The sequence below is a fragment of the Streptomyces sp. NPDC058741 genome (assembly GCF_042746715.1).
Lineage (GTDB): Bacteria > Actinomycetota > Actinomycetes > Streptomycetales > Streptomycetaceae > Streptomyces.
Map to the genome: position 1 here is coordinate 103,449 of NZ_JBHYQH010000011.1, position 22,866 is coordinate 126,314.

A 22,866-nucleotide genomic window follows, 5' to 3' on the forward strand; every position below is an offset into this window, starting at 1 on the left:
ACCGGTGGAACTGCGCTGGCGTAAGTCGTCCTTCTCGGCGGATACCGGGGCCTGTATAGAGGTTGCGGAGGAGGACGATGTCGTCTTTCTCCGAGAAAGCGACGATCCTGACGTGATCGTCCGCACTACCCGCCGGAAGCTGCGTGCCTTCCTCCAAGGAGCCAAGGCCGGGGAGTTCGACGACTTCGTGTAGGCGCCTCTCGATCGACCCCTGCGGCATATGCCAGTCTCCACAAAGGGAGGCAACATGTTGTCTGGCACGCCCTGTTGGTCGTACTGTGTGTATCGGAAACGCAGCACCGAGTGACGGCTGCGTAGTAACGCAATGCGCCCCGGCGGTGTGCGACCACCCCGGGGCATGGCCAACGCCTCGTAGGAGCGTCAGCATGTCCAACCGTAACCGGCCGGGCTTCGCACGGGCACTCGTGCATACCGCCGTTCTCGTCCTCGTGTGTCTCTTGCGTGCCCTCGTGCCCCTCCCAGCGCCCGTGCCGGACGTGGTCCGGCGACCGCCCGGGTACCGGCTCCTCGTCGCCCACGCCGAGATCCCTCTGCTGCCGCCGTACCTCCTGAAGCGGCGGCGCCCCAGCAGCAGGTCCGGTAACGCGAAGGCCCGCCCCGCCTCCCGCATCCGCCCCTACCTGGTCGCGCACGAACAGCGGCAGCGCCGCTTGGCGCTGGTCCTGGCGCTCGACGGGATCGACGTAGGCCCTCTGGTGATCCACGGGCATCGCATGGGCCGGCCGGTCGCAGCGGCTGCGATGGGGGTGGCGGCCTGATGAGCGGCGTGCCCCGGATGCAGGTCAGCCGCGTGCCGAGCAAGCCCGTACGGCGGGACGAAGACGGCGCGCTCGTCATCGATCTCTGGCTGCGCAGGGACGGCGGGTTCGAGTCGGATCTCGCGCTGCGCCTGAGCCCCGCCGAGGCGGAGGTTCTCCACGCCCAGCTCTGCTACGTGCTGGACGATGCGACGACCGCGGTGATCACGCCGGTGTCCAAGCTGCCCGACTGCCGCAAGCCGGCTCTGGGCAGCCAGGGAGTCCACTGGCCGTAGGAACGGTGTCGGCAGGGGGCGGCACGAACATCACCGTGTCGCCCTCCCGGGTCGTAGTCGACTCGTGCCCTTCGTATGGCCGACGCCTACGGGTACCGTCGAGAACACAGCGAACGTCCACCGACCGGGAGCCCACCGTGACCGCTCTGCCCGCAGATCCGCAGGCCGACGAGCCGCTCATCCCGATGCCCGCGCTCACCCCCGGCGCCCTGCGCACTGCCGTGGAGAACCTGACGCCGAGCCGGATGCCGACGTTCATAAGCGATCTCGTCGACGCGACGACCACGGCCCAGCAGCTCCAGTCGTTCGCACCGCTGCGTACCTTCGTCCATACCTGGGGCGTTTTCGTCGCGATCCAGAGGTATCCGTCGAGGGCTGCCCGCTTGCGTCAGCTGGAGGAGATGGTGAGTGCCGGAGCGACGGACCCGACGGCCGCCATCGCCGAGATCAGGAAGATCCATGCAGATGCCGAGGCAGAGGCCGGGTTGTGACCGACTGGAAGTGGGACTACAACCCGAGCGAGGAGTATCTGACCGACGGACTTCCCGTCGGGGTGATCGCTGAGGTGGAGCGGATCGCCACCGAACTTGCCGCGCTCGGCCATGACGCTGAGACCGCAGGCAGCAGGCCAGAGGACAAACCCGGTGGTTTGAGGAACTTCCCCCTCTTCGGTGGACGCGGCTTCATCCAGTTCCTCGCCGTTCCTCGGCATGAGTGCGTCTATATCTGCAACATCGTCTGGAACGGATGAAGGGTGACCGGGCCGGTGCCGAGGCTCCTCTGCGCTCATCGATCCTGCACCACGCCGGAGTTCCGCTTTGAGAGCCGCGCCGCGCCACCGCAGGTGGTCATGGCCTAGCCGGTTCCTCGAACGCGTCGCCGAGCAGGTCGGTCAGGAGTCCCAATCGGAAGACCTCGTGCTTGGCGATCAGCTGCCTGTGTGCCTCGATCTGGGTGTCGATCTCGTGCATCGCCCCGGCGATGCTCCGCTGACGTTCGAGCGACGGTACGAAGATCGGCGCCGTGGCCAGGGTCTGGGACGAGAGTGTCTCAATGGCCTTGCCGGGGTTTGCCCGTGCGGTGATCCAGTCATGGACCAACGGATGTCCGAGGTAGTGAAGAAGATACTCCGGCAGGATCGCCTCTGCTGTGGGCCTGATCCGCAGGCACGCGGCGCCGAAGAGCCAGGTGGCCTCTGCCGGACCGACTAGAGCCCGCCGTCCGAGTGCCCCCTGGCGCACATAGACCAAGTCGCCCTCGCGCAACCGGAACCGGTCGAGGTCCGCAGCGGTCGCGAAGCTGACACGCTTGATGTTGCGCGAGTCGACCTTGTGCTCGGCGGTCAGATCCGGGGGCGAGATGACGGGGACGCCCTTCAAACGTGCCGAGAGCCCTCCCAACTGCTGACCCGAGGGCCCGGAGGCGATCTCGCACAGGTCGATGAGGCGGCGTGTTCCGCTGAGGGGCATCTCGTGTTCGTCCTCACTGGTGCCGTGCCGGGGCACTGATCGTGGACATCTGATCCGCTCCGCGAACGGAGGAGGCCAGGGCGTCGGGCCCCCCGGCCCCCGGTGTGGCTAGAGGCCGACGATCTCGCGGATCTGCTGGACCTGGGCTCGGGCCTCGGAGTCACCCGAGCCACGCAGGATCGCGTCGCCCGTGAGACTCGGGTTGTGGACGGCATCGACGGTCTCGGCGATCGGTGTCCCGAGAAGGTAGACCCGGACCGGGCTGTCCTGGTTGCCGGGCAGTTCCTTCGGGATGTGCCCCATCCCGTGAGACTCCAACTGCGCGGAGATCACGCCCAGCACCCGGCTGCCCAGTCGGCCGGCCCCCTGGATGTCGCGCAGCACGCCCATGGTGACGACGTGCAGCCCGCCGTCGGCCGCGACTGCCGTACGGAGATCCTCGTAACCGCTGCTCATTACTAACCCCCACTCATCGTGCGCATCCTGCGCACGGTCATGCCCCGTGCGGCGGGCATTCTCAGCCCCAGCCGCTGACCCCTCATCGGTTCGGCAAGAAGGTAGCGGGGCCGCTCCTGCGAGCGCAACTCATCTTCGTAGTCACCTATGAAGGCTCATCTCTCGATGGGTGGCACCTCGTGGTCTGACTGACGCCATATCAGTTCGGTCTCGCCGCCGGGCCGACTGCAGACTTCCGCGATCCCAGGGGCGCGCGCACCACCCACGCGCCCTCCCCCGTGGCCCACAATGGACCCTCACACGTTCACCGTGACGCAGGGGGAGGGCGCGGGCGCATGGCTGCCGGAGTGGTCAGGGAGTCGACCGAGCGGGTCGAGGCGGAGCGGCCACTGCTGGAGCACCTCAAAGCGATGGGCTGGCAGCACATCGAGGGCGCACGGCTGAGGGAAGCAGGGGAGCGCGGCGACCACCGGGAGGTGCTGCTGGAGCAGCGCCTGCGGGCCGCACTGCGCAAGACCTCGGCCTGGATGCAGAGCGACGCGCACACGGATCCCGCCGTCTCCCAACTGCGGGCTGTCACCCGCCATGTGTCCGCCCGGTCCCTGCCGGGCGCCAACCGCGACGCCACCACGCTCCTGCTGCACGGCGTCATGCAGCCGGGGCCGGACGAGCGGGACGTGAAGACGCCGTTCTTCGACTGGTCACGGGAGGCGCTGGAGGGGAGCCGGGAGGAGGTCCTCGCCCGGAACGACTACCTCGTCGTCGACCAGTTGCGGGTGTGTGACGCCGACGGGCGCCCGTCCGTGCTGGACCTCGTCCTGTTCGTGAACGGCGTTCCGCTCGTCGTCGTCGAGTGCAAGTCGCCAGACGTACGTGACTCGCTGGGCAAGGCCATCCGCGACTTGCGCGCCTACACCGGGAGGCCGCTGGACGACGACACCCGGCAGGGCGCGGGCGCCCCGCGCGGCATACCGCACCTGTTCGCCCCGGCGCAGTTACTGGTGGCCGCGGACGGAACACAGGCCGCACTCGGTACCTACTCCTCGGCCGAGCAGCACTACGCGCTGTGGCGCAGCGTCAGCCCGGACTACGGGGACCCGGCGCGGCCGGGCGACGACGGTGTGGAGGAGCTGCGCCGTGAGCTGCGCGGCTGGGGCCTGCTCGGCCCCGAGGAGGCGCCCACGCTTCAGCAGAAGCTGACCGCGGTCGTCCTCAGGCCCGGCAATCTGCTCAACATCGTCCGGCACTACGTGTTCGAGAAGCCCGTCGACGAGGACAGCCGTGACGGCACGGGGCGTCGTGCCCGCGCCGCAGGGCCGAAGACGGTCAAGGTCGTCTGCCGCCACCAGCAGTACCGCGCCACGGAGAAGATCGTCGCGCGACTGCGCACCCGCCCCAGCCGCCGTGTCACCGGAGGGGAGCGGGACGAGCGGGGCGGTGTCATCTGGCACACGCAGGGCGCGGGCAAGAGCTTCACCATGCAGTTCCTGGCCCGGCGGCTGCACATGAGCCGGGACCCCGAGCTGAACGGGATCACGCTGGTCGCGATCACGGACCGGACCGACCTCCAGCGGCAGTTGCGGCGGGCTGTGGCCCTCAGTGACTCCGAGATCCGGCAGGCCACCTCCCGTACGGACCTGGAGAACCTGCTCGCCCGGGCGGGCCGTTCCGGCGGGCGGGCGGTGATCTTCGCGACGATCCAGAAGTTCCTCGGCGATCTGGCGCCCGGCACGGGCGAGGGGAACGACACGGCCGACGGCCAGGACCGGGCGCTGCCCGAGGACTTCGAGCAGGCCCGGAAGCGGATCGAGGCGGGCGAGAGCGCCGAGGAGGTCGCCGACCCCGCGCCGGACGCCCGTACGCTGAGCCGGGCCGAGCGGATATTCCCCGAGTGCAGCGACTCGGACCGGGTCCTGGTGCTCGTCGACGAGGCGCACCGCTCACACACCTCCGTCCTCCACGCCTGCCTGCGCAAGGCCCTGCCCAACGCGGCCCGGATCGGCTTCACCGGCACCCCGCTGATGCAGGGCCGCCTCACCGACACCGGGCGCATCTTCGGCCTGGAGCCGAGCAGCGAACCCGGCGGGAACCCCGAGTTCCTCGACACGTACCGCATGACCGAGGCCGAACGCGACAGGGTGGTCGTGCCCGTCCGGTACACCGGCCGCGCGACCACCGCCGAGGTGCGCGACAAGGAGCGGATGGACGAGTGCTTCGAGGACCTCATCGAGCCGCTGGACGAGGACCAGCGGGCGTGGGTGCGGAAGAAGTACGGAACGCCGTCCACGCGGGCCGTGGCCGAGTCGGCGCCGCTGATCCGGCGCAAGGCGGTCGACATGCTGGAGCACTACGTCACCGGGCCGCTCACCGGCGGCTTCAAGGCCCAGGTCGCCGCGGTGAGCCGCCGGGCAGCGATCACCTACCGCAGCGCCCTGCGGGACGCGAGGGCCGATCTGCTGCGCCGTGTCGCGGAGTTCGACCGCAGCGGGCGCCGGGAGGCCCTGCGGGGCAAGGCTCCCGAGACGTACACCGCTGAGGAATCGCTTCTGTTGCGCGTGTGGCAGTTCCAGGAACTGCTGCGGCGCATCGACTTCGTACCCGTGATCTCCGCCGGGGCCGAACAGAAGGAGGGGGTGTGGCGGGAGTGGACCGACAGCGACAGGCAGGCTGAGCACATCGCGCGCTTCCTCCGGCCGTTCCCGCAGCTGCCGCCCGACAACCCTTGGGCGACCCGGCCACCGGCCGAGCCCGATCCGGTTCCGGCCGGATCGGTGGGCGGCATGAACCCCTGGAGCGACCTGATCTCCGGCGGGGGTGCACGCGGCGGTGAGGGACGCCGCGAGGAGGCCGTGCAGCAGCCCATCGCGTTCCTCATCGTGAAGTCGATGCTGCTCACCGGCTTCGACGCGCCCATCGAGCAGGCGCTGTACCTGGACCGGCCCATCCGAGACGCGGAACTGCTCCAGGCGATCGCCCGCGTCAATCGTCCAGCCCGACGCAAACGCGAAGGACTGGTCATCGACTACCACGGCGTGCTGAACCACCTCGGCGTGACACTGGCCGCGTACCGGGGTAACCCGCCCGCTCTGGACTCGCTGCGCAGTATGGCGGCCGAGATTCCCGAGATGAGGCGGACGGCCGGCGAGGTGCGGGAGTTCCTCGCGGAGGTCGGCATCGACCCGGACGGGCTCACGACGCGTGCCGATTTCGGCAGCGCCGTGCTCGCGCTCGCGGATCCCACGCAACGAGCCGTTTTCGACACCAGGCTGGGCGAGTTCCTGGGAGCCGTGGACCGGGTGCTGCCACACGAGAAGGCGTTGGATCACCTGCACGACGTGCGGGCGTGGAGCGTGCTCCAGATGCGGGTGCGACGCCACTACCGCGACGACACCGGCGGCGGCTTCGTGATGCGGGGGTACGGGCGCAAGGTGCGCGCGCTGATCGCCGACCACCTCGAGACACAGGAGGTCGAGCAGCGTATTCCGCCTGTCTCCATCCTCGCTCCGGACTTCGACGAGGTGGTCGGCACCCTCCCCGTGCGCGAGGCTGCGGCCGAGCAGGTGCAGGCCCTGCGCTATCACCTGGAGGAACGCCTCGCGGTGGAGGAGCGCCCTGTGTACCGGCAACTCTCGGCAGAGCTGGAGAGGGTGCTGGAGGAGTTCGCCGGGAACTGGGAGGACATCTCCCGGGAGCTCGGGCCACTGGTCGACCGGGCCCGGCGCGCCGAGCAGGCCGATCCCGCCGTCGCCGATCTGTCACCGATGCGGCAGCGGTTGTACGCGCTGATCGGCGAGAAGCTGGCGGAGAGCGAAAGCTCGAAGGGAACGCCTCCGGAGAAGTTGCGCCATCTTGTCGACGTGACGTACGGCGAGATCACCGGCACCGTGCGGCTGGCGTCCTTCGGCGGCCAGGAACGTCACGTGACGTTCCTGGAGTCGGTGCTGTACCAGCGGCTCCGGGCGCCCGACCTGCGACGCTCGGGCCCGGGACGCGAGGATGTCAAGCGACTCGCCTCGGCGCTCGCCGGGTACGCGGTGGAGCACCTTGAGGAGTTCCGGGCCGAGACACGGAGAGAATAGGTCCATGCCCGCGCAGCCCGCCCGCCTCGCGACCCGCCTCGATGAGCCGACCCTCACCGAGAGCGGGACGCTGCTGGTCGACGGGCGTGAACTGAGGGTGCGGCTAAGTCCTCGCCGACGTCGCCTGGGGCTCACGGTCGAACGGGACCGGTCTCTCACCCTGCACGCTCCGGAGGGCTGTGCGGTCGAACGGGCAGAAGCGTTTGTGCGGGGCAGCGAGGCCTGGATCGTCGCGAAGACCCGGCTCAGCGACGAGCGCCGACAGTTGCATCCCGTCCGTACCCTCGGGGATGGTGAGATCCATCGCTACCTCGGGCGGGACTACCGGCTGCTGGTTGTCGACGACGAACCGAGCGAGCGTCAGTCGCCGAGCGGGGCCTCAGGCGGAGGGAAACCCGTCCGGCTTGTGGCGGGGCGGCTGCGTCTCCACTCCTCGGTCGCCGCCCGCCCGCCGCTCGCCCGGAAGGCACTGGCCGACTGGTACAGCAGGGCCGGGGAGCGCTGGATGCGGGGACGTCTCCAACCGTGGGCTGCTCGGATGGATGTGCCCGAGCCATCGTTACGGGTACGTGACCTGGGCCATCGGTGGGGAAGCTTCCGTCCCGGAACGGCTGCCAACGGTGTGGTTTCCCTGCACTGGGCCACTTTTCAACTGCCTGTCCATCTCGTCGACTACGTCGTCGCTCACGAGTTGGCACACGTGCGGGTCTCCGGGCATGGCGACGCCTATTGGAGGCTGCTGGGAAGAGCCCTCCCCGAGTGTCGCCGGCTGAAGGCCGAGCTGGACGAACTGGGACGGGGGGTGTGGATGGGGGACCTTGCCTGACCTGTGTTGTGTCAGCCCGGCCCCCGCCCGGATCAGCTGAAGACGATCATCGACCCCTGCGCCAGACTCCGCGTCACCGCCGCGTGCAGCCCCAGCCACACGTGCCGTTCCCGGGCGAACGGGCTCGGGTCGTAGGGCGCCGGGACGGCGGGCTCCTCCAGCTCCGTGGGCGCGAGCGGCGGCCGGGGGGCCGCCGGCGGGTTGGCCGGGTCGATGCCGATGGCCTGGGCGACCACCTCCAGCTCCCGCAGCAGGGCGTGTGAGGAGCCCAGCGGTCCGCCGCCGGCGAGCAGGTCGTCGTCGGCCAGGGGGCTGGGGAAGTCGACCGGGACGTAGGCCCCGGCGTGGTCGTAGTGCCAGACCAGGTGCGACTGCTGGGCCGTCGACTCGAACATCTCCAGCAACTGCTCGTAGTCCCCGCCCAGTTCGTCCACCGGCGTCACCGGCAGACCGCACACCTGGAGCAGGTAGGCGCGGCGCAGGAAGTGCAGCGCGTCGTAGTCGAAGCCCGCGACGGGGGCGACGTCACCGGTCAGTCCCGGCATGTACTGGTACACCGGCACCGGCGGCAGCCCGGCCTCGGCGAGCACCTTGTCGTATTGCGCGAGTTCCTCGGCGAACGGGTTGTCCGGCGCGTGGCACAACACGTCGACGAGCGGTACCAGCCACAGGTCACAGGCCAAAGAGGGCTCCTCGCTCAGCGCGGCGGTCGGGTAGCACGGTGGTCAAGAAGGGTAGCGGGGCGGCACGGTCGCGGCTCCCTGCCGTGCATGTCCTACCCATACGAGCGGACGCGACGCGGCTCATCCGGGGGCAAGACGCTCGATCACGGCGAGCGCGTGCGTGTTGTACCCCGCGATGAGGGCCCGCGCGGTGTCGGTGTCGCCCGCGACCAGGGCCTCGACCAGCTCGGTGTGACCGGCCCACAGCTCACCGCGCAGATCGGTCAGACGGCGCAGGTGCTGCACCGCGCAGACCCAGGTCTGCACCCGCAGCCGGTTCAGGAAGTCGGTGAGGTAGGGATTGCCGAAGCAGGCGCACAGCTCGCGCCAGAAGCGCAGGTCGTAGCCGATCAGGACGGTGAGATCACCGGCGGTCGCGGCCCGCTGCGCCTCCTCGCCCCGCCGGCGGACCCCGGCGACGAGGGCGGCGGCCCGGGGGTCGTCGGGCCGTACGGCGCCGGGGCGCCCCGCGGTGAGCGCGAGGAACATGGCCTCGATGACCAGGCCGCGGGCCTCGATCATGCCGCGGAAGTCCTCGACGGAGTACTCGTGGACCCGGAAACCGCGGTGCTGGTCGGCGTCGAGGAGCCCCTGCGCGGAGAGGTCGACCAGCGCCTCGCGCACCGGCGTCGCGGAGACGCCGTACTGCTCGGCGATCTCCTTGACCGTGAACTCCTGCCCGGGCTGCAGACGCCCGGCCAGCACCTCGTCACGGAGCGCTTCGGCGATCTGCTGCCGCAGGGTGCTGCGCGTCACGGCGCCGTGGCCGATGCTGCCGGGCATGGTCAGGGCGTCTCCTCGTCGCGTGCGGGTGGCGTGCGCGTATGTCTTCGGGCACGCCACCTTACGCGTTCGAACGACGCGCGAGAATGTCGCTTACTGACGGGTTTACCAGCACTTACACGGTGTGCTCGTCCGCCACGGAGAGTGCCGCGTCCAGTGCCGCGAGGCCTTCCTTCAGCTCGGCCTCGCCGATGGTGCACGGCGGGACCACATGGGTGCGGTTCATGTTCACGAACGGCCACAGCCCGCCCGCCTTGGCGGCGGCGACGAAGGCGGCCATCGGCGCGTTCGCCTCCCCGGCCGCGTTGTACGGCACCAGCGGCTCCCGCGTCTCGCGGTCGCGCACCAGCTCCAGCGCCCAGAACATGCCCACGCCGCGCACCTCGCCGACGCTCGGGTGCCGCTCGGCGAGCGCCCGCAGCTCCGGCTCCACCACGGACGCGCCCAGCCGGGCCGCGTTCTCGACGACGCCCTCCTCGGCCATGACGCCGATCGTCGCGACGGCGGCGGCGCACGCCAGCGGGTGCCCCGAGTACGTCAGACCGCCCGGGTAGGGCCGCTTCGCGAAGGTCTCCGCGATCGCGCCGGAGATCGCCACCCCGCCCAGCGGCACATAGCCGCTGTTCACGCCCTTGGCGAAGGTGAGCAGGTCCGGGGTGACGCCGAACAGGTCCGCCGCGAACCACGCGCCGGTCCGACCGAACCCGGCCATCACCTCGTCCAGCACGAAGACGATCCCGTACTTGTCGCACAGCGCGCGCACCCCGGCGAGGTAGCCGGGCGGCGGCACCATGATCCCGGCGGTGCCGGGGATGGTCTCCAGGACGATCGCCGCGATCGTCGAGGGCCCCTCGAAGGCGATCGTCGTCTCCAGGTGCTCCAGCGCCCGCGCGCACTCCTGCTCCTCGGTCTGCGCGTAGAAGCGGGAGCGGTAGAGGTAGGGCGCCCAGAAGTGCACGACCCCGGCCGTGCCGCTGTCGGAGGCCCAGCGGCGGGGGTCGCCGGTGACGTTCACGGCCTGCTGTGTGCCCCCGTGGTACGAGCGGTACGCCGACAGCACCTTGGGGCGGCCCGTGTGCAGCCGGGCCATCCGCAGGGCGTGCTCGACGGCGTCGGCGCCGCCGTTGGTGAAGAAGATCTTGTCCAGGTCGCCGGGCGTCCGCTCGGCGATCAGCCGGGCCGCCTCCGAGCGCGCCTCGACGGCGAACGCGGGCGCGAAGGTCGTCATCCGCGCCGCCTGCTCCTGGATCGCGGCGACGACCTTCGGGTGCTGGTAGCCGATGTTCGTGTAGACGAGCCCGCTGGAGAAGTCGAGGTAGCGGCGGCCGTCGTAGTCCCAGAAGTACGACCCCTCGGCACCGGCGACGGCGAGCGGGTCGATGAGCTCCTGGGCGGACCAGGAGTGGAACACGTGGGCACGGTCGGCGGCCTTGACGGCGGCGCCGGCTTCGGGGTTCGGCTGAGGGGTCATGCGGGCGAGCGTAGGCGCCGGGGAGGGCGCGGGGACATCGGCGGCCTGTCTGCCGTCCCCGGCCTTCCTCCGACAGGTTGTCCAGGCGCCCCGGAATCGATGGACAGCCTGCTGTCGTAATGTCAGGATGCTGTCATCGCTGGGGAGCGCCCCCGGTGCGGGTCCGAGGAGGAACCATGAGCGCCACCGGAACGCGCGAACCCGTCCATCTCGCCGTCTACGACACCCTCGCCGACTGGGAGACGGGCCACGCCACCGCGCACCTCGCCCGCGCGGGCCGGCAGATCCGGACCGTCGGCCCGTCCACGGCCCCGGTCACGAGCATCGGCGGACTGCGCGTCCAGCCCGACCTGGCCCTCGCGGACGTCCGGCCCGAGGACAGCGCGCTGCTGATCCTGCCGGGCGCCGACCTCTGGGACACGAGCGACGCCCTCGCCCCCTTCGCCCGCATGGCCCGGGCCTTCCTCGACGCGGGCGTCCCGGTCGCCGCGATCTGCGGGGCCACCGCCGGACTGGCCCGCGAGGGCCTGCTCGACGACCGCGACCACACCAGCGCGGTCTCCTTCTACCTGGCCGCCACCGGCTACGCGGGCGCCGGACGCTACGTCGAGGCCGACGCCGTCACCGACGGGAACCTGGTCACGGCCGGCCCGACCGAACCCGTCGCCTTCGCCCGGGAGGTCCTCGGGCTGCTCGGGGTGTACCAGGGCGAGGTGCTGCATGCCTGGTACCGGCTGTTCCACCACTCCGACATGGCGGCGTACGCGGTGCTCCAGGAGGCGGGCGCGCTGTGAGCCGGGAGCCTCAGGACCTGCTGAGCCGCGGCGCCTTCGGGGTGTTCCGGCTGAACGGCCAGTTCCTCGCGGTCGCCGAGGAACTGGCCCGGCCCGCGGGGCTCACCGCCGCCTGGTGGCAGGTGCTCGGCGCGGTGCTCCGGGAGCCGCTGCCCGTCTCCGGCATCGCCCGGGCCATGGGCATCACCCGGCAGAGCGTTCAGCGCATCGCCGACCTGCTGGTGGAGCGGGGTCTCGCGGAGTACCGGCCCAATCCGGCGCACCGCCGGGCCAAGCTCCTGGCCCCGACCGGGGAGGGCCTGGCGGCGGTCTCCCGGATCGACCCCGGGCACGCGGTCTTCGCCGACCGGCTGGCGGAGGCGTTCGGCGAGGCGGAGCTGCGGGAGGCGGTGCGGACACTGGAGCGGCTGTCGGCGGTGCTCGACCGCGTGGGGCCGCCCGGGGCGCAGCCCGCGCCCGTTACGGAACCGTAGAGGTCCTCCGCGTCACCCCGCCCCGGCCCCGCACTATTCTCGGTCTGTTGCTCACGTGTGGGGGGAAGGCGGCTGAGCGATGGAGAAGCTGAGGCCCGGGGATCCGCAGGGCATCGGTGCGTACCGGCTGCTGGCGCGGCTCGGCGCGGGCGGCATGGGGCACGTGTACCTGGCCCGTTCGGAGCGGGGCCGCACGGTCGCCGTGAAGCTGGTCCGCGGGGAACTGGCCGCGCAGGAGGAGTTCCGCGAGCGGTTCCGGCAGGAGGTGCGCTCGGCGCGGCGGGTCGGCGGGTACTGGACGGCGCCGGTACTGGACGCGGACACCGAGGCGGCCGTGCCGTGGGTCGCCACCGGGTACGTCGCCGGGCCGAGCCTGCAGCAGGTCGTCGGCCACGACCACGGGGCCCTGCCCGAGCGGACGGTCCGCATCCTCGCCGCCGGGCTCGCGCACGCGCTGAAGGACATCCACGCGGCCGGCATCGTCCACCGCGACCTCAAGCCGTCCAACGTGCTGGTCACCATCGACGGCCCGCGCGTCATCGACTTCGGGATCGCCCGCGCCCTGGAGACCGTCACGGACGGCGGGCTCACCCGCACCGGGGCGCTCGTCGGCTCCCCGGGGTTCATGGCGCCCGAGCAGGTGCGCGGCGACCGCATCACCCCGGCCTGCGACGTCTTCTGCCTCGGCTCGGTCCTCGCCTACGCCGCCACCGGCAAGCTGCCCTTCGGCACCGCCAACAGCGGCGTGCACGCCCTGATGTTCCGCATCGCCCAGGAGGACCCGGACCTGGAGGGCGTGCCGGAGGGCATCGCCGACCTGGTCCGCGACTGCCTGCGCAAGGACCCCGCCGCACGGCCGTCGCTCGACCGCGTCCTGCAGCGGACGGGGGCGGACGACACCGTCTCGTACGGCCGCGCGCTGGACCCCTGGCTGCCGAGCGCCCTCGTGGCCCAACTCGGGCGGCACGCGGTGCGGTTGCTGGACACGGAGGGCCCCGAGGCGGTGCTGGACGGCTCCGCGTGGATGCCGGGGGCGGGCGCGGCGGGGCGTCCCGGGGGCGAGGGTGCGGGCCGGCCGGGCTCCAGCCCGGCGGGGGAGCCCGGCCCCGGATCGCCGCCCGGCTCGGCCGAGGGGCGCGGCCCTGTCGCGCCGGCGGTCCCCTCCGAGGATCCCGGTCCCGCCGGGAGTCCCGACGCCGGTCGGCCTCCGGCGTCCTCGGGCGCTCCCGGTGTCGTCTGGCCGGCGGCTCCGTCCGGGGGTTCCGGCCTTGCGGCGCGGCCCGGTTCGTCGGGGGGCGTGGGTCCCGTCCAGCCGTCCGGTTCGTCCGGGGGGCCTGGTGTCGTCTGGCCGGCGGCTCCGTCCGGGGGTTCCGGCCTTGCGGCGCGGCCCGGTTCGTCGGGGGGCGTGGGTCCCGTCCAGCCGTCCGGTTCGTCCGGGGGGCCTGGTGTCGTCTGGCCGGCGGCTCCGTCCGGGGGTTCCGGCCCTGCCGCGCCTCCCGTCCCCGCCGGGGTACCCGGCGCCGGCCCTCGCCCGTCCGGAAGCCCCGGCCCCACCCCGGAGCACGCCCCCGCCGCCGACGAGGGGGCGCCGCACCCCGCGCCGCCGGGGACGGCACCCTCCGGCACGCCCCTGCCGCCTCCCCCGGGCCGGCCCGGGGACGGGACCCCGGTGAACCATCTGCCGACCATGGTCGCGGGAGGCGCGAGCACGCCGCCGCAGGCGCCCGCCCCTGCCGCCGGGCAGGGCGCCGCGTACCACCCGCAGACACCCGCGCCCCCGTACCCGGCGTACGGCCACCCCCGGCAGCACCCCCAGCCCGGAGCCCCGGGCGCCGCCCCGCCGCACTCCGGGTACGGCGGCCTCGGCCCCACCCCGCCCTACGGCGCGCCGCCCTACGGCACGAACCCGCCGTACGCCCCCGCGCGGGAGGGCGGGAGCAACGGCCGTTCCACCGCGCTCCTCGTCGTGATCGCCCTGGTCGTCGCGCTCGCCGCGGGCGGGTCGGTGTACGCGCTGATGCAGGGCGGCGACGGCGACGAGGCCGGCGGCGACCCCACGCCCACACGGAGCGCCGGCGCGTCCCCGACCACCCCGGGCCCGTCCCCGACCACCTCGCGGCCGGACCCCACTCCCACCCCTGCGGACGGCACGATCCCGGCCGGGTACCTCGGGACCTGGACCACGACACTCGACAACGCCGACGGCGAGCACAGCCGCTCGCTGACCCTCCGGCAGGGCGAGCCGGGCGACACCGTCCTGTCCCTCGTGGCCGACGGCCCGACGAAGGACGGCGGCACCTACCACTGCGAGTTCGAGGGTGAACTGACCGCCGCCCCGGGCGCCGACGGCTCGCTGAGGATCGGCCCGTCCGCGGTGACCGCCGGGCAGCCGCGCACCGCCTGCACCCCGGGCGCGGCCACCGAGGTCACCCTCCTGCCGGACGGCACGCTCCAGCGCGTGAACACGAGCAGCGGGGAGCGGCTCACCTACACGAAGCAGTGACCGACTCCCGCTGCCCGCACGGTGGTTGAACGTACGGCGAACTCCGGCCGACCAGAACCGGATACCCGCCCGGACAGCCGTACGGTGACCGGACGATCGCAATCGTCCGGGCGGCAGCGGGGGCACGGGGGCACCGACGGTGGAGTGGCTGAGCGCGGAGAACCTGGTGGCCGTGGCGACGGCCCTCCTCGGCATCGTCGCCTCGGCCGTCATGGTCTGGTACGAACGCCGGGTGCCGCGCCGCAAGCGCCTGGGCTACCGCGTGCAGATGGACAACGCGATCGGTGACGACGTGCGCTCGGGCCGCGCCAACCGCCGCCTCGGCCTGTTCGACGAGGCGCCCGGCATGTCCGACGCGACCCTCGTCCTGCTGCGCATCGAGAACGACGGCTCGCAGGGCATCGACCGCGACGACTACACCGGTCCCGAACTGCACGGCCTGACGGTGGTGTTCACCGGCCGCACCGTCCACGGCGTCTCGGTGACCCAGCCCTCGGACACCGACCACCTCATGGACCACTTCTCGGCGGCGCGCGGTTTCGCCTACGACGGCAACACCCTGAGCATCCCCCGGGTCCCGCTCAACCGGGGCGACCACTTCAAGCTCCTCGTGCTGCTCTCCGGCGGTGACGTCGGCGACGAGATCCGGCTGGTCGGCGGCCTGCGCGACGGCGAGGTGCACCCCAACCGCAGTGCCACGCCCGACGACAAGCCGCCTCTGTTCAGCCGGGCGGCACGGCTGATCGCCATCGCGCTCACGGCGAGCGTGGTCACCCTGGCCGCGATCGTCGTCGCCCGGGACGACACCCCGCCCCCGATCGGCTGCGCGAGCGGCACCCTCACCCTCACCGGCTCCACGGCGTTCGCGCCGGTGCTGCGCGAGGTGGCGGGCCGGTACGAACGGGAGTGCGGCGGCGACCCGGTCATCGAGGTCGACACCCACGGCTCGACGGCCGGGATCCGTGAACTCGCGGCGGCCGGCGCCCGGGCGCGACGGGACGGCCGCGGCTCCCCGCCCGTCGTGGCCCTGTCCGACGGCCCGAAGCCGGCCGGGCTGCCCGACCTGCGCGAGAACCGGGTGGCGGTGTCCGTGTTCGCGCTCGTGGTCCACGACGACGTACGTCTGACGAACCTGTCCACCGAGGACGTACGGCGCCTGTACCGCGGTGACATCCGCAACTGGCGGGAGCTCGGCGGCCCCGACCTGCCCGTCCACCTGGTCAGCAGGGACGCCAACTCCGGCACCCGGCAGGTCTTCCAGCGCCGGGTGCTGGGCCGGGGCGAGATCGCCAACTCCTCCGTCGACTGCGTCCACCGGGACGATCCCACGGCGGCCGTCATCCGCTGCGAACTCGACTCCACGGAACAGGTCCTGACCACCGTCGCCGCCCTCCCGGGCGCCATCGGCTACAGCGAACTCAACCTGGCCGCCCGCGCGAAGGGCCTGCACTCCCTGCGCCTGGACGGCGACCCCGCCTCCGTCGACGCGATCGAGCACGGCACGAGCGCCTATCCGTACCGGGAGATCGAGTACGCCTACACCTACGGCCGCCCGCCCGCCGACTCCCTGGCGTCGAGCTTCCTCACGTACCTCTCCCGCGGCAACGGCCAGGACGTCGTCCGCACCCACGGCCACGTGCCGTGCTGGACGCCGGAGGGCCTGACGCTGTGCGCGCAGGACGACGAGCGCGCCCGGGCGCCGGGGAGGGGTCTGCCGTCCGGTGCGGGCGGGCGGCAGGTCACCTGGGCTCCGGCGGGCGCTGCCGCGGCATGTTCGGCCGGGCACCGCCGTGCGGCGGCGGCACGGTGAACCTGCCGTTCACGGGCCCGGCCTCGGCCCCCCGCCCCCCGCCGGGGAACGCCACCGCCTGAACCCCCGCGGGCGCGCCGCCGCCCCACCGGAACTCGCCCATCCAGTCCGCCGTCTCCACCCGGACCAGCTCGGTGACGTCCTCGGAGAACCTGCGCAGCACCCCCAGACAGCGCTCGGCGGCCTCCGAGGCCGTCCCCTCCGTCGGCCCGAGCACCTCCCGCACGCTCTCCGCCGCCCAGTCGAACTGCAGCGCCTGCAGCCGCCGCTGCACGGCCTGCGCGGTCGCCACGTCCCGCATCCACCCGGACGTCACCCCGAAGTACCGGTCGGCGGCCACGCACGCCACCCCCAGCAGCAGCGCCAGGCATCCCCAGGACGCGATGCGGCCCACGACCCCGGTCAGCTCCAGCAGCGGCAGCCCGATGCCGGTCGCCGCCCCCGCCGCGGCGCCGGAGCGCAGCATCCGCGCGCACCGCCGCTTCCACACCCGGTCCTCGAGGTACCAGGCGGCCGTCTGCAGCGCCCCGCGCTCCACCCACCGGTACAGCTCGTCCAGCCGGGCCGCCGGCTCACCCCAGTCCCCGAGCGGAAGGGCCCGCCCGGTCAGATCGCCCGCCCGCAGCCGGGCCGCCTGTTCGCCCCGCCCGTCCTGAGGCGGCCCCTCGGGCTGCATCTCCGGCTGACCCACCCGGCACTCCCTACTGACCACGACCGACCACGACGTGCACGCACCGATCACGCTGCGCGACGAACGACGAGTGTCTGACGCACGCGCCGGACCCTTCCTACCCCCCAATGGGTGGCGAAGGCGTGGCTTTCGCCGCTTTTCCGCCCGGAAGTATTCCCTGATCGGTTATGGGGCGCGAGGGTCTGTCACTCGAAAGAGTGCTGGAGCGACGGCAGGTCCGACCACGTAGGCTCGTGCCGAGCGGGAGAACCCGTACCGAGCGAGGAGCTGATCGTGATCCCCGGTGGTGGCCAGCCCAACATGCAGCAGTTGCTTCAGCAGGCCCAGAAGATGCAACAGGACCTGGCGCGGGCCCAGGAGGAACTGGCGCAGACGGAGGTCGACGGACAGGCCGGCGGCGGCCTGGTGAAGGCCACCGTCACCGGCTCCGGCGAGCTGCGCGCCCTGAGGATCGACCCGAAGGCGGTGGACCCGGAGGACACCGAGACCCTCGCCGACCTCGTCGTGGCGGCGGTCCAGGCGGCCAACGAGAACGCGCAGGCGCTCCAGCAGCAGAAGCTGGGCCCGCTCGCGCAGGGCCTGGGCGGCGGCGGGATCCCCGGTCTGCCGTTCTGACCCCGCACACCGCCTTCCTCGGACAGGCGGCTGACAACTACGGTACGTACCGGAGGGTGCGCACCGGCCTCGAAGACCCAGGAAGGGCAGTCCGTTGTACGAAGGCGTGGTCCAGGACCTGATCGACGAGCTGGGGCGGTTGCCCGGCGTCGGTCCGAAGAGCGCCCAGCGGATCGCCTTCCACATCCTCCAGGCCGAGCCGGCGGACGTGCGGCGTCTCGCGCAGGCGCTGACGGAGGTCAAGGCGAAGGTCCGCTTCTGCGCGACCTGCGGCAACGTCGCGCAGGAGGAGCTGTGCAACATCTGCCGCGACACCCGCCGCGACCCCGCCGTCATCTGCGTGGTCGAGGAGCCGAAGGACGTCGTGGCGATCGAGCGCACCCGTGAGTTCCGGGGCCGCTACCACGTGCTGGGCGGCGCGATCAGCCCGATCGACGGGGTGGGCCCGGACGACCTGCGCATCAGGGAGCTCCTGGCCCGCCTCGCCGACGGCGCGGTCACGGAGCTGATCCTCGCCACGGACCCGAATCTCGAGGGCGAGGCGACCGCCACGTACCTCGCCCGCATGATCAAGCCCATGGGCCTGAAGGTCACCCGCCTGGCCAGCGGCCTCCCGGTGGGTGGGGACCTGGAATACGCGGACGAGGTCACGCTCGGCCGCGCCTTCGAGGGGAGAAGACTCCTAGATGTCTGACGCCACGCTGCACGCGACCGACCAGAACCCGGACGACTTCGCGGTCCAGATCGCGGACCAGATCGAGAGCTTCCTGGTCGCCGTCACGGAGGTCGCCAAGGCCGACGAGCCCGAATCGGCCGTCCCCTTCCTCCTGCTGGAGGTCTCCCAGCTCCTGCTGGCCGGCGGCCGCCTCGGCGCGCACGAGGACATCCTCCCCGACGAGCGCTACGAGCCCGACTCCGGCCCGGAGCAGGACGTCGACGAACTCCGCGAGAACCTGGCCCGCCTGCTCGACCCCATCGACGTCTACTCCGAGGTCTTCGACCCCTACGAGCCCCGCAAGGCCCCGGTCCCGGCCCGGATCTCCGACGACCTCACGGACGTCATCACGGACCTGCGCCACGGCATGGCCCACTACAAGGCCGGCCGCATCGCCGAGGCCCTGTGGTGGTGGCAGTTCTCCTACTTCTCCAACTGGGGCTCCACCGCGTCGGCGACCCTGCGCGCCCTCCAGTCGATCCTCGCCCACGTCCGCCTGAACCAGCCCCTCGCCGAGCTCGACGGCCTGGACACGGACCACGGCGTCGGCGACGACACCCTGGAGTTCGAGGCGGGCCGGGTCATGGCCCGGGAGATCGCGGGGCCGTTGGGGCTGCGGCCCGCCACGTAGCCCGGCCGCCCCACCGGTTCGCCGGGAGGCCCCTTCTCACAGCCGAACGGCCGTGCCTGTCACGCCGATGCCCGTGTCCGGGCCGGCCGGTACCGTCACCGTGATCGTGCTGGGCCGGCCCATGTCCACGCCCTGGTGGACGGTCAGCGTGGCCGGAGGGGTGACGAGTCCGAGCTCGCGCAGGTAGCCGCCGAACGCCGCTGCCGCCGCCCCCGTCGCCGGGTCCTCGACCACACCGCCGGGCGGGAACGGGTTGCGGGCGTGGAACACCGTGGGCGACTCGCGCCGGACCAGGTCGATCGTCGTCCAGTCCCTGCGGGCCATGAGCGCGCCGAGGGCGGGCATGTCGTAGTGCAGGTCGGCCAGCCGGTCCCGGGTCGCGGCGGCGACGACCGGGTGCCAGGCCCCGCCGAAGGCCACGCGCGGCGCCAGCGCCGGGTCCAGGTCCCCGGCGGACCAGCCCAGGATCGCCAGCAGCTCGGCCAGGTCGGCCTCCGCGAGCGGGGCCGTGCGCGGGGCGACGCTCACCAGGGTCGCGACGACGGTGCCGTCCGCCGCCCGGTCCGTGGTGACGGTGACCGGGCCCGCCGCGGTGCGCAGCCGCAGGCGTCCGGTGCCGTGCCGCTCCGCGTGGGCCACCGCCGTCGCGATCGTGGCGTGGCCGCAGAACGGCACCTCGGCGAGCGGACTGAAGTAGCGGACGTCGAGGAAGCCGTCGCCGGGGTCCACCACGAACGCCGTCTCCGAGTAGCCGACCCCGGCCGCCGCCGCCTGCATCGCGGCCTCGCCGGCCCCGGCCGCGTCGAGCACCACCCCCGCCGGGTTCCCGCCCTCCGGGTCGCTGCCGAAGGCCGTGTAGCGCAGTATCTCCATGCCCGGACCGTACGCCGCCGCCGACTGTGACGCCGGGCACTTTCCCGAGTGCCCGGTGCCCAGATGGGCAGGAGCCAGTCTGGACGGGCGCCGGAATCTCACCATGCGATACCACGGAGGGGTTTTTCGGACGCTCGTTAGACTGAGCCGACCGCGGTACGAATGCGTATGAGCGGATAGTGACGGATTGAGCGAGGAGCGCACGTGGGCCTTGTCGTGCAGAAGTACGGAGGCTCCTCCGTAGCCGATGCCGAGGGCATCAAGCGCGTCGCCAAGCGGATCGTGGAAGCGAAGCAGAACGGCAACCAGGTGGTCGCCGTCGTTTCCGCGATGGGCGACACGACGGACGAGCTGATCGATCTCGCCGAGCAGGTCTCCCCGATGCCTGCCGGGCGCGAGCTCGACATGCTGCTGACCGCCGGGGAGCGGATCTCCATGGCCCTGCTGGCCATGGCGATCAAGAAGCTGGGTCACGAGGCCCAGTCGTTCACCGGCAGCCAGGCCGGTGTCATCACCGACTCGGTCCACAACAAGGCCCGGATCATCGACGTCACGCCGGGCCGGATCAAGACCTCGGTGGACGAGGGCAACATCGCGATCGTGGCCGGTTTCCAGGGCGTCAGCCAGGACACCAAGGACATCACCACGCTCGGTCGCGGCGGCTCCGACACCACGGCCGTGGCCCTCGCCGCCGCCCTCGAGGCCGACGTCTGCGAGATCTACACCGACGTCGACGGCGTGTTCACCGCCGACCCGCGCGTGGTGAAGAAGGCCCGGAAGATCGACTGGATCTCCTTCGAGGACATGCTCGAACTGGCGGCGTCCGGGTCGAAGGTGCTGCTCCACCGCTGCGTGGAGTACGCCCGCCGGTACAACATCCCGATCCACGTCCGGTCCAGCTTCAGCGGACTGCAGGGCACATGGGTCAGCAGTGAGCCGATTACGCAAGGGGACAAGCAGGTGGAGCAGGCTCTCATCTCCGGTGTCGCGCACGACACCTCCGAGGCCAAGGTCACGGTCGTCGGCGTCCCGGACAAGCCGGGCGAGGCGGCCTCGATCTTCCGCACGATCGCCGACGCCGAGATCAACATCGACATGGTCGTGCAGAACGTGTCCGCCGCCTCCACGGGCCTGACGGACATCTCCTTCACGCTGCCGAAGACCGAGGGCCGCAAGGCCATCGACGCGCTGGAGAAGAACAAGGCCGGCATCGGCTTCGACTCGCTGCGCTACGACGACCAGATCGGCAAGATCTCCCTCGTCGGCGCCGGCATGAAGACCAACCCGGGTGTCACGGCCGACTTCTTCACGGCCCTGTCCGACGCGGGCGTCAACATCGAGCTGATCTCGACCTCCGAGATCCGCATCTCGGTGGTCACGCGCGCCGACGACGTGCCCGAGGCCGTGCGCGCCGTGCACTCCGCGTTCGGGCTCGACTCCGACAGCGACGAGGCAGTCGTCTACGGAGGCACCGGCCGCTGATGGCCGGATCCGGGCAGACCGGCCGATCGGGCCGGCCCACGCTCGCCGTGGTGGGAGCGACCGGAGCCGTCGGCACGGTCCTGCTCCGGATCCTCTCCGAGCGGGCCGACATCTGGGGCGAGATCCGGCTGATCGCCTCACCGCGCTCGGCCGGCCGCAAGCTGGCCGTGCGCGGTGAGGAGACGGAGGTCGTGGCCCTCACCGAGGAGGCCTTCGACGGCGTCGACGTCGCCCTGTTCGGCGTCCCCGACGAGGTCGCCGAGCGCTGGGCCCCCACGGCCGCCGCCAAGGGCGCGGTGGTGGTGGACAACTCCGGTGCGTTCCGGACGGACCCGGACGTGCCCCTCGTCGTGCCCGAGGTCAACCCGCACGCGGTGCGGATGCGACCGCGCGGCATCATCGCCAACCCCGGCTGCACCACGCTCTCCATGATCGTGGCCCTGGGCGCGCTGCACGCCGAGTTCGGGCTGCGCGAGCTGGTCGCCTCCTCGTACCAGGCCGTCAGCGGCGCCGGACGCGAGGGCGTGGCGACCCTGCGCCAGCAGCTGTCCCTGGTCGCCGGCACGGAACTGGGCACCTGCCCCGGCGACGTCCGGCGGGCCGTCGCCGAGCGCACCGGGCCGTTCCCCGAGCCGGTCGCGCTGAACGTGGTGCCCTGGGCCGGTACGGCCCGCGAGGACGGCTGGTCCTCGGAGGAGCTGAAGGTGCGGGACGAGTGCCGCAAGATCCTCGGCCTTCCCGGCCTGCCCGTGGCCGTCACCTGCGTGCGCGTCCCGGTGATCACCACGCACTCCCTGACCGTGCACGCCCGCTTCCAGGGCGAGGTCACCGTCGACAAGGCCCGCGAGATCCTCGCCACGGCGCCCGGTGTCGTGCTGTTCGACAACCCGGCCGCGGGCGAGTTCCCCACCCCCGCCGACGTGGTGGGCACCGACCCGACCTGGGTCGGGCGGGTGCGCAGGGCCCTGGACGACCCGACCGCGCTCGAACTCTTCGTGTGCGGCGACAACTTGCGCAAGGGCTCCGCCCTCAACACCGCGCAGATCGCCGAGCTGGTGGCGGCCGAACCGTCCTGACCGGCCGGTTCGCCGACGCGCTGACGGTGCGTCGGCGGACCCCCGCGGTTCCCACGGCACGGAAGACCACCGGCCGTTGTCACAGGTGGTTTGTAGGATCTGTGCACGACACGTGAGCCGATCCATGGTCCGGACCACTTGTCCACGGCGCTTCGGCATCAGAGGATTTACCTCCCCGTCCTCCGCAACCGCGCGGAGGGCGGGGAGCGTCTTTGCGGTCACCCTTCGACCGTGGGAGCGCTTCAACAGGCGTGGGGACGCCTGGAACCGGACGTGGGGACGTCCGTTCACATCTGGACATAGGGGAAGAGCGGGACGCATGTGGGCATGTGACGCACCAGTG

At 72.1% G+C, this 22,866-nt stretch carries 23 protein-coding genes; 16 read left to right on the top strand and 7 right to left on the bottom strand.

The genetic code is table 11. From position 1 onward, the window contains the following. Window positions 1–4: 4 nt before the first annotated feature. The 5 genes from ACFW6P_RS12115 (at window position 5) to ACFW6P_RS12135 (ending at window position 1,805) form a co-directional block, all read left to right on the top strand. Window positions 5–193 carry a DUF397 domain-containing protein gene (locus ACFW6P_RS12115; protein WP_386351748.1) on the top strand — a complete coding sequence of 63 codons (189 nt, stop codon included), beginning with the start codon at window positions 5–7 and terminating at the stop codon, window positions 191–193. 277 nt (window positions 194–470) lie between these two features. Beyond that, window positions 471–779: a hypothetical protein gene (locus ACFW6P_RS12120; protein ID WP_386423584.1), complete on the top strand. Its 309-nt coding sequence runs from the start codon at window positions 471–473 to the stop codon at window positions 777–779. Continuing rightward, window positions 779–1,054 carry a hypothetical protein gene (locus ACFW6P_RS12125; protein ID WP_386351741.1) on the top strand — a complete coding sequence of 92 codons (276 nt, stop codon included), beginning with the start codon at window positions 779–781 and terminating at the stop codon, window positions 1,052–1,054. The genes ACFW6P_RS12120 and ACFW6P_RS12125 overlap by 1 nt, the downstream gene beginning before the upstream one ends. A 137-nt stretch (window positions 1,055–1,191) precedes the next feature. Then, window positions 1,192–1,545, top strand: coding sequence for a DUF6247 family protein (locus ACFW6P_RS12130; protein WP_386351738.1), 354 nt, complete (start codon window positions 1,192–1,194; stop codon window positions 1,543–1,545). Next, window positions 1,542–1,805, top strand: coding sequence for a hypothetical protein (locus ACFW6P_RS12135; protein WP_386423586.1), 264 nt, complete (start codon window positions 1,542–1,544; stop codon window positions 1,803–1,805). Before ACFW6P_RS12130 ends, ACFW6P_RS12135 begins: the two co-directional genes overlap by 4 nt. A gap of 97 nt (window positions 1,806–1,902) precedes the next feature. Here ACFW6P_RS12135 and ACFW6P_RS12140 read toward each other — a convergent pair whose 3' ends face one another. After that, window positions 1,903–2,523, bottom strand: a complete 621-nt coding sequence (locus ACFW6P_RS12140) for a restriction endonuclease subunit S (protein WP_386351732.1) — start codon at window positions 2,521–2,523, stop codon at window positions 1,903–1,905. Window positions 2,524–2,631: 108 nt separating this feature from the next. After that, window positions 2,632–2,979 (bottom strand): hypothetical protein, encoded by a 348-nt coding sequence (locus ACFW6P_RS12145; protein WP_386351730.1) that lies wholly within the window; start codon window positions 2,977–2,979, stop codon window positions 2,632–2,634. A 335-nt stretch (window positions 2,980–3,314) separates the two neighbouring features. On the opposite strand from ACFW6P_RS12145, the gene ACFW6P_RS12150 reads away from it, so the two are divergent. Together ACFW6P_RS12150 and ACFW6P_RS12155 are read left to right on the top strand one after the other, a co-directional pair. Continuing rightward, on the top strand, window positions 3,315–7,058 hold the full coding sequence (locus tag ACFW6P_RS12150) for a type I restriction endonuclease subunit R (RefSeq protein ID WP_386351727.1): 3,744 nt from the start codon (window positions 3,315–3,317) through the stop codon (window positions 7,056–7,058). A gap of 4 nt (window positions 7,059–7,062) precedes the next feature. Beyond that, window positions 7,063–7,884 (top strand): SprT family zinc-dependent metalloprotease, encoded by an 822-nt coding sequence (locus ACFW6P_RS12155; protein WP_386351724.1) that lies wholly within the window; start codon window positions 7,063–7,065, stop codon window positions 7,882–7,884. Window positions 7,885–7,916: 32 nt separating this feature from the next. Here the strand turns inward: ACFW6P_RS12155 and ACFW6P_RS12160 are convergent, their stop codons facing one another. From ACFW6P_RS12160 to ACFW6P_RS12170, 3 genes are all read right to left on the bottom strand, one after another. Next, window positions 7,917–8,567, bottom strand: coding sequence for a hypothetical protein (locus ACFW6P_RS12160; RefSeq protein ID WP_386351721.1), 651 nt, complete (start codon window positions 8,565–8,567; stop codon window positions 7,917–7,919). Between the two features lie 120 nt (window positions 8,568–8,687). Then, window positions 8,688–9,389 (bottom strand): GntR family transcriptional regulator, encoded by a 702-nt coding sequence (locus ACFW6P_RS12165; protein ID WP_386351718.1) that lies wholly within the window; start codon window positions 9,387–9,389, stop codon window positions 8,688–8,690. A 115-nt stretch (window positions 9,390–9,504) separates the two neighbouring features. Next, window positions 9,505–10,860, bottom strand: a complete 1,356-nt coding sequence (locus ACFW6P_RS12170; protein WP_386351716.1) for an aspartate aminotransferase family protein — start codon at window positions 10,858–10,860, stop codon at window positions 9,505–9,507. A 176-nt stretch (window positions 10,861–11,036) separates the two neighbouring features. On the opposite strand from ACFW6P_RS12170, the gene ACFW6P_RS12175 reads away from it, so the two are divergent. The 4 genes from ACFW6P_RS12175 to ACFW6P_RS12190 all read left to right on the top strand — a co-directional run bounded on the left by ACFW6P_RS12175 (window position 11,037) and on the right by ACFW6P_RS12190 (window position 16,440). After that, entirely contained in the window at window positions 11,037–11,654 is a 618-nt protein-coding gene (locus tag ACFW6P_RS12175; protein WP_386423588.1) for a type 1 glutamine amidotransferase family protein, read from the top strand. Then, on the top strand, window positions 11,651–12,127 hold the full coding sequence (locus tag ACFW6P_RS12180; RefSeq protein ID WP_386423590.1) for a MarR family winged helix-turn-helix transcriptional regulator: 477 nt from the start codon (window positions 11,651–11,653) through the stop codon (window positions 12,125–12,127). Before ACFW6P_RS12175 ends, ACFW6P_RS12180 begins: the two co-directional genes overlap by 4 nt. A 79-nt stretch (window positions 12,128–12,206) precedes the next feature. Further along, window positions 12,207–14,630: a protein kinase gene (locus ACFW6P_RS12185; protein ID WP_386423592.1), complete on the top strand. Its 2,424-nt coding sequence runs from the start codon at window positions 12,207–12,209 to the stop codon at window positions 14,628–14,630. 139 nt (window positions 14,631–14,769) lie between these two features. Continuing rightward, complete coding sequence (locus ACFW6P_RS12190; protein WP_386423594.1) at window positions 14,770–16,440, top strand: substrate-binding domain-containing protein; 1,671 nt, start codon at window positions 14,770–14,772, stop codon at window positions 16,438–16,440. Here ACFW6P_RS12190 and ACFW6P_RS12195 read toward each other — a convergent pair. Beyond that, complete coding sequence (locus ACFW6P_RS12195; protein ID WP_386351701.1) at window positions 16,370–17,131, bottom strand: SLATT domain-containing protein; 762 nt, start codon at window positions 17,129–17,131, stop codon at window positions 16,370–16,372. The genes ACFW6P_RS12190 and ACFW6P_RS12195 overlap by 71 nt on opposite strands. 273 nt (window positions 17,132–17,404) lie before the next feature. On the opposite strand from ACFW6P_RS12195, the gene ACFW6P_RS12200 reads away from it, so the two are divergent. The 3 genes from ACFW6P_RS12200 to ACFW6P_RS12210 all read left to right on the top strand — a co-directional run bounded on the left by ACFW6P_RS12200 (window position 17,405) and on the right by ACFW6P_RS12210 (window position 19,092). Beyond that, window positions 17,405–17,746 (top strand): YbaB/EbfC family nucleoid-associated protein, encoded by a 342-nt coding sequence (locus tag ACFW6P_RS12200; RefSeq protein WP_386351698.1) that lies wholly within the window; start codon window positions 17,405–17,407, stop codon window positions 17,744–17,746. Window positions 17,747–17,840: 94 nt separating this feature from the next. After that, window positions 17,841–18,440: a recombination mediator RecR gene (gene recR / locus ACFW6P_RS12205; RefSeq protein WP_386351695.1), complete on the top strand. Its 600-nt coding sequence runs from the start codon at window positions 17,841–17,843 to the stop codon at window positions 18,438–18,440. Continuing rightward, window positions 18,433–19,092 (top strand): DUF5063 domain-containing protein, encoded by a 660-nt coding sequence (locus ACFW6P_RS12210; protein WP_386351692.1) that lies wholly within the window; start codon window positions 18,433–18,435, stop codon window positions 19,090–19,092. The genes recR and ACFW6P_RS12210 overlap by 8 nt, the downstream gene beginning before the upstream one ends. A gap of 36 nt (window positions 19,093–19,128) precedes the next feature. Here ACFW6P_RS12210 and ACFW6P_RS12215 read toward each other — a convergent pair whose 3' ends face one another. Beyond that, on the bottom strand, window positions 19,129–19,965 hold the full coding sequence (locus ACFW6P_RS12215) for a PhzF family phenazine biosynthesis protein (protein ID WP_386351689.1): 837 nt from the start codon (window positions 19,963–19,965) through the stop codon (window positions 19,129–19,131). Between the two features lie 204 nt (window positions 19,966–20,169). Here ACFW6P_RS12215 and ACFW6P_RS12220 point away from each other — a divergent pair, with 204 nt between their 5' ends. Together ACFW6P_RS12220 and ACFW6P_RS12225 are read left to right on the top strand one after the other, a co-directional pair. Further along, a complete protein-coding gene (locus ACFW6P_RS12220) occupies window positions 20,170–21,447 on the top strand; it encodes an aspartate kinase (RefSeq protein ID WP_386351687.1) in 1,278 nt (425 codons plus the stop codon). Further along, window positions 21,447–22,523: an aspartate-semialdehyde dehydrogenase gene (locus ACFW6P_RS12225; protein ID WP_386351684.1), complete on the top strand. Its 1,077-nt coding sequence runs from the start codon at window positions 21,447–21,449 to the stop codon at window positions 22,521–22,523. Before ACFW6P_RS12220 ends, ACFW6P_RS12225 begins: the two co-directional genes overlap by 1 nt. Window positions 22,524–22,866 lie beyond the last annotated feature (343 nt).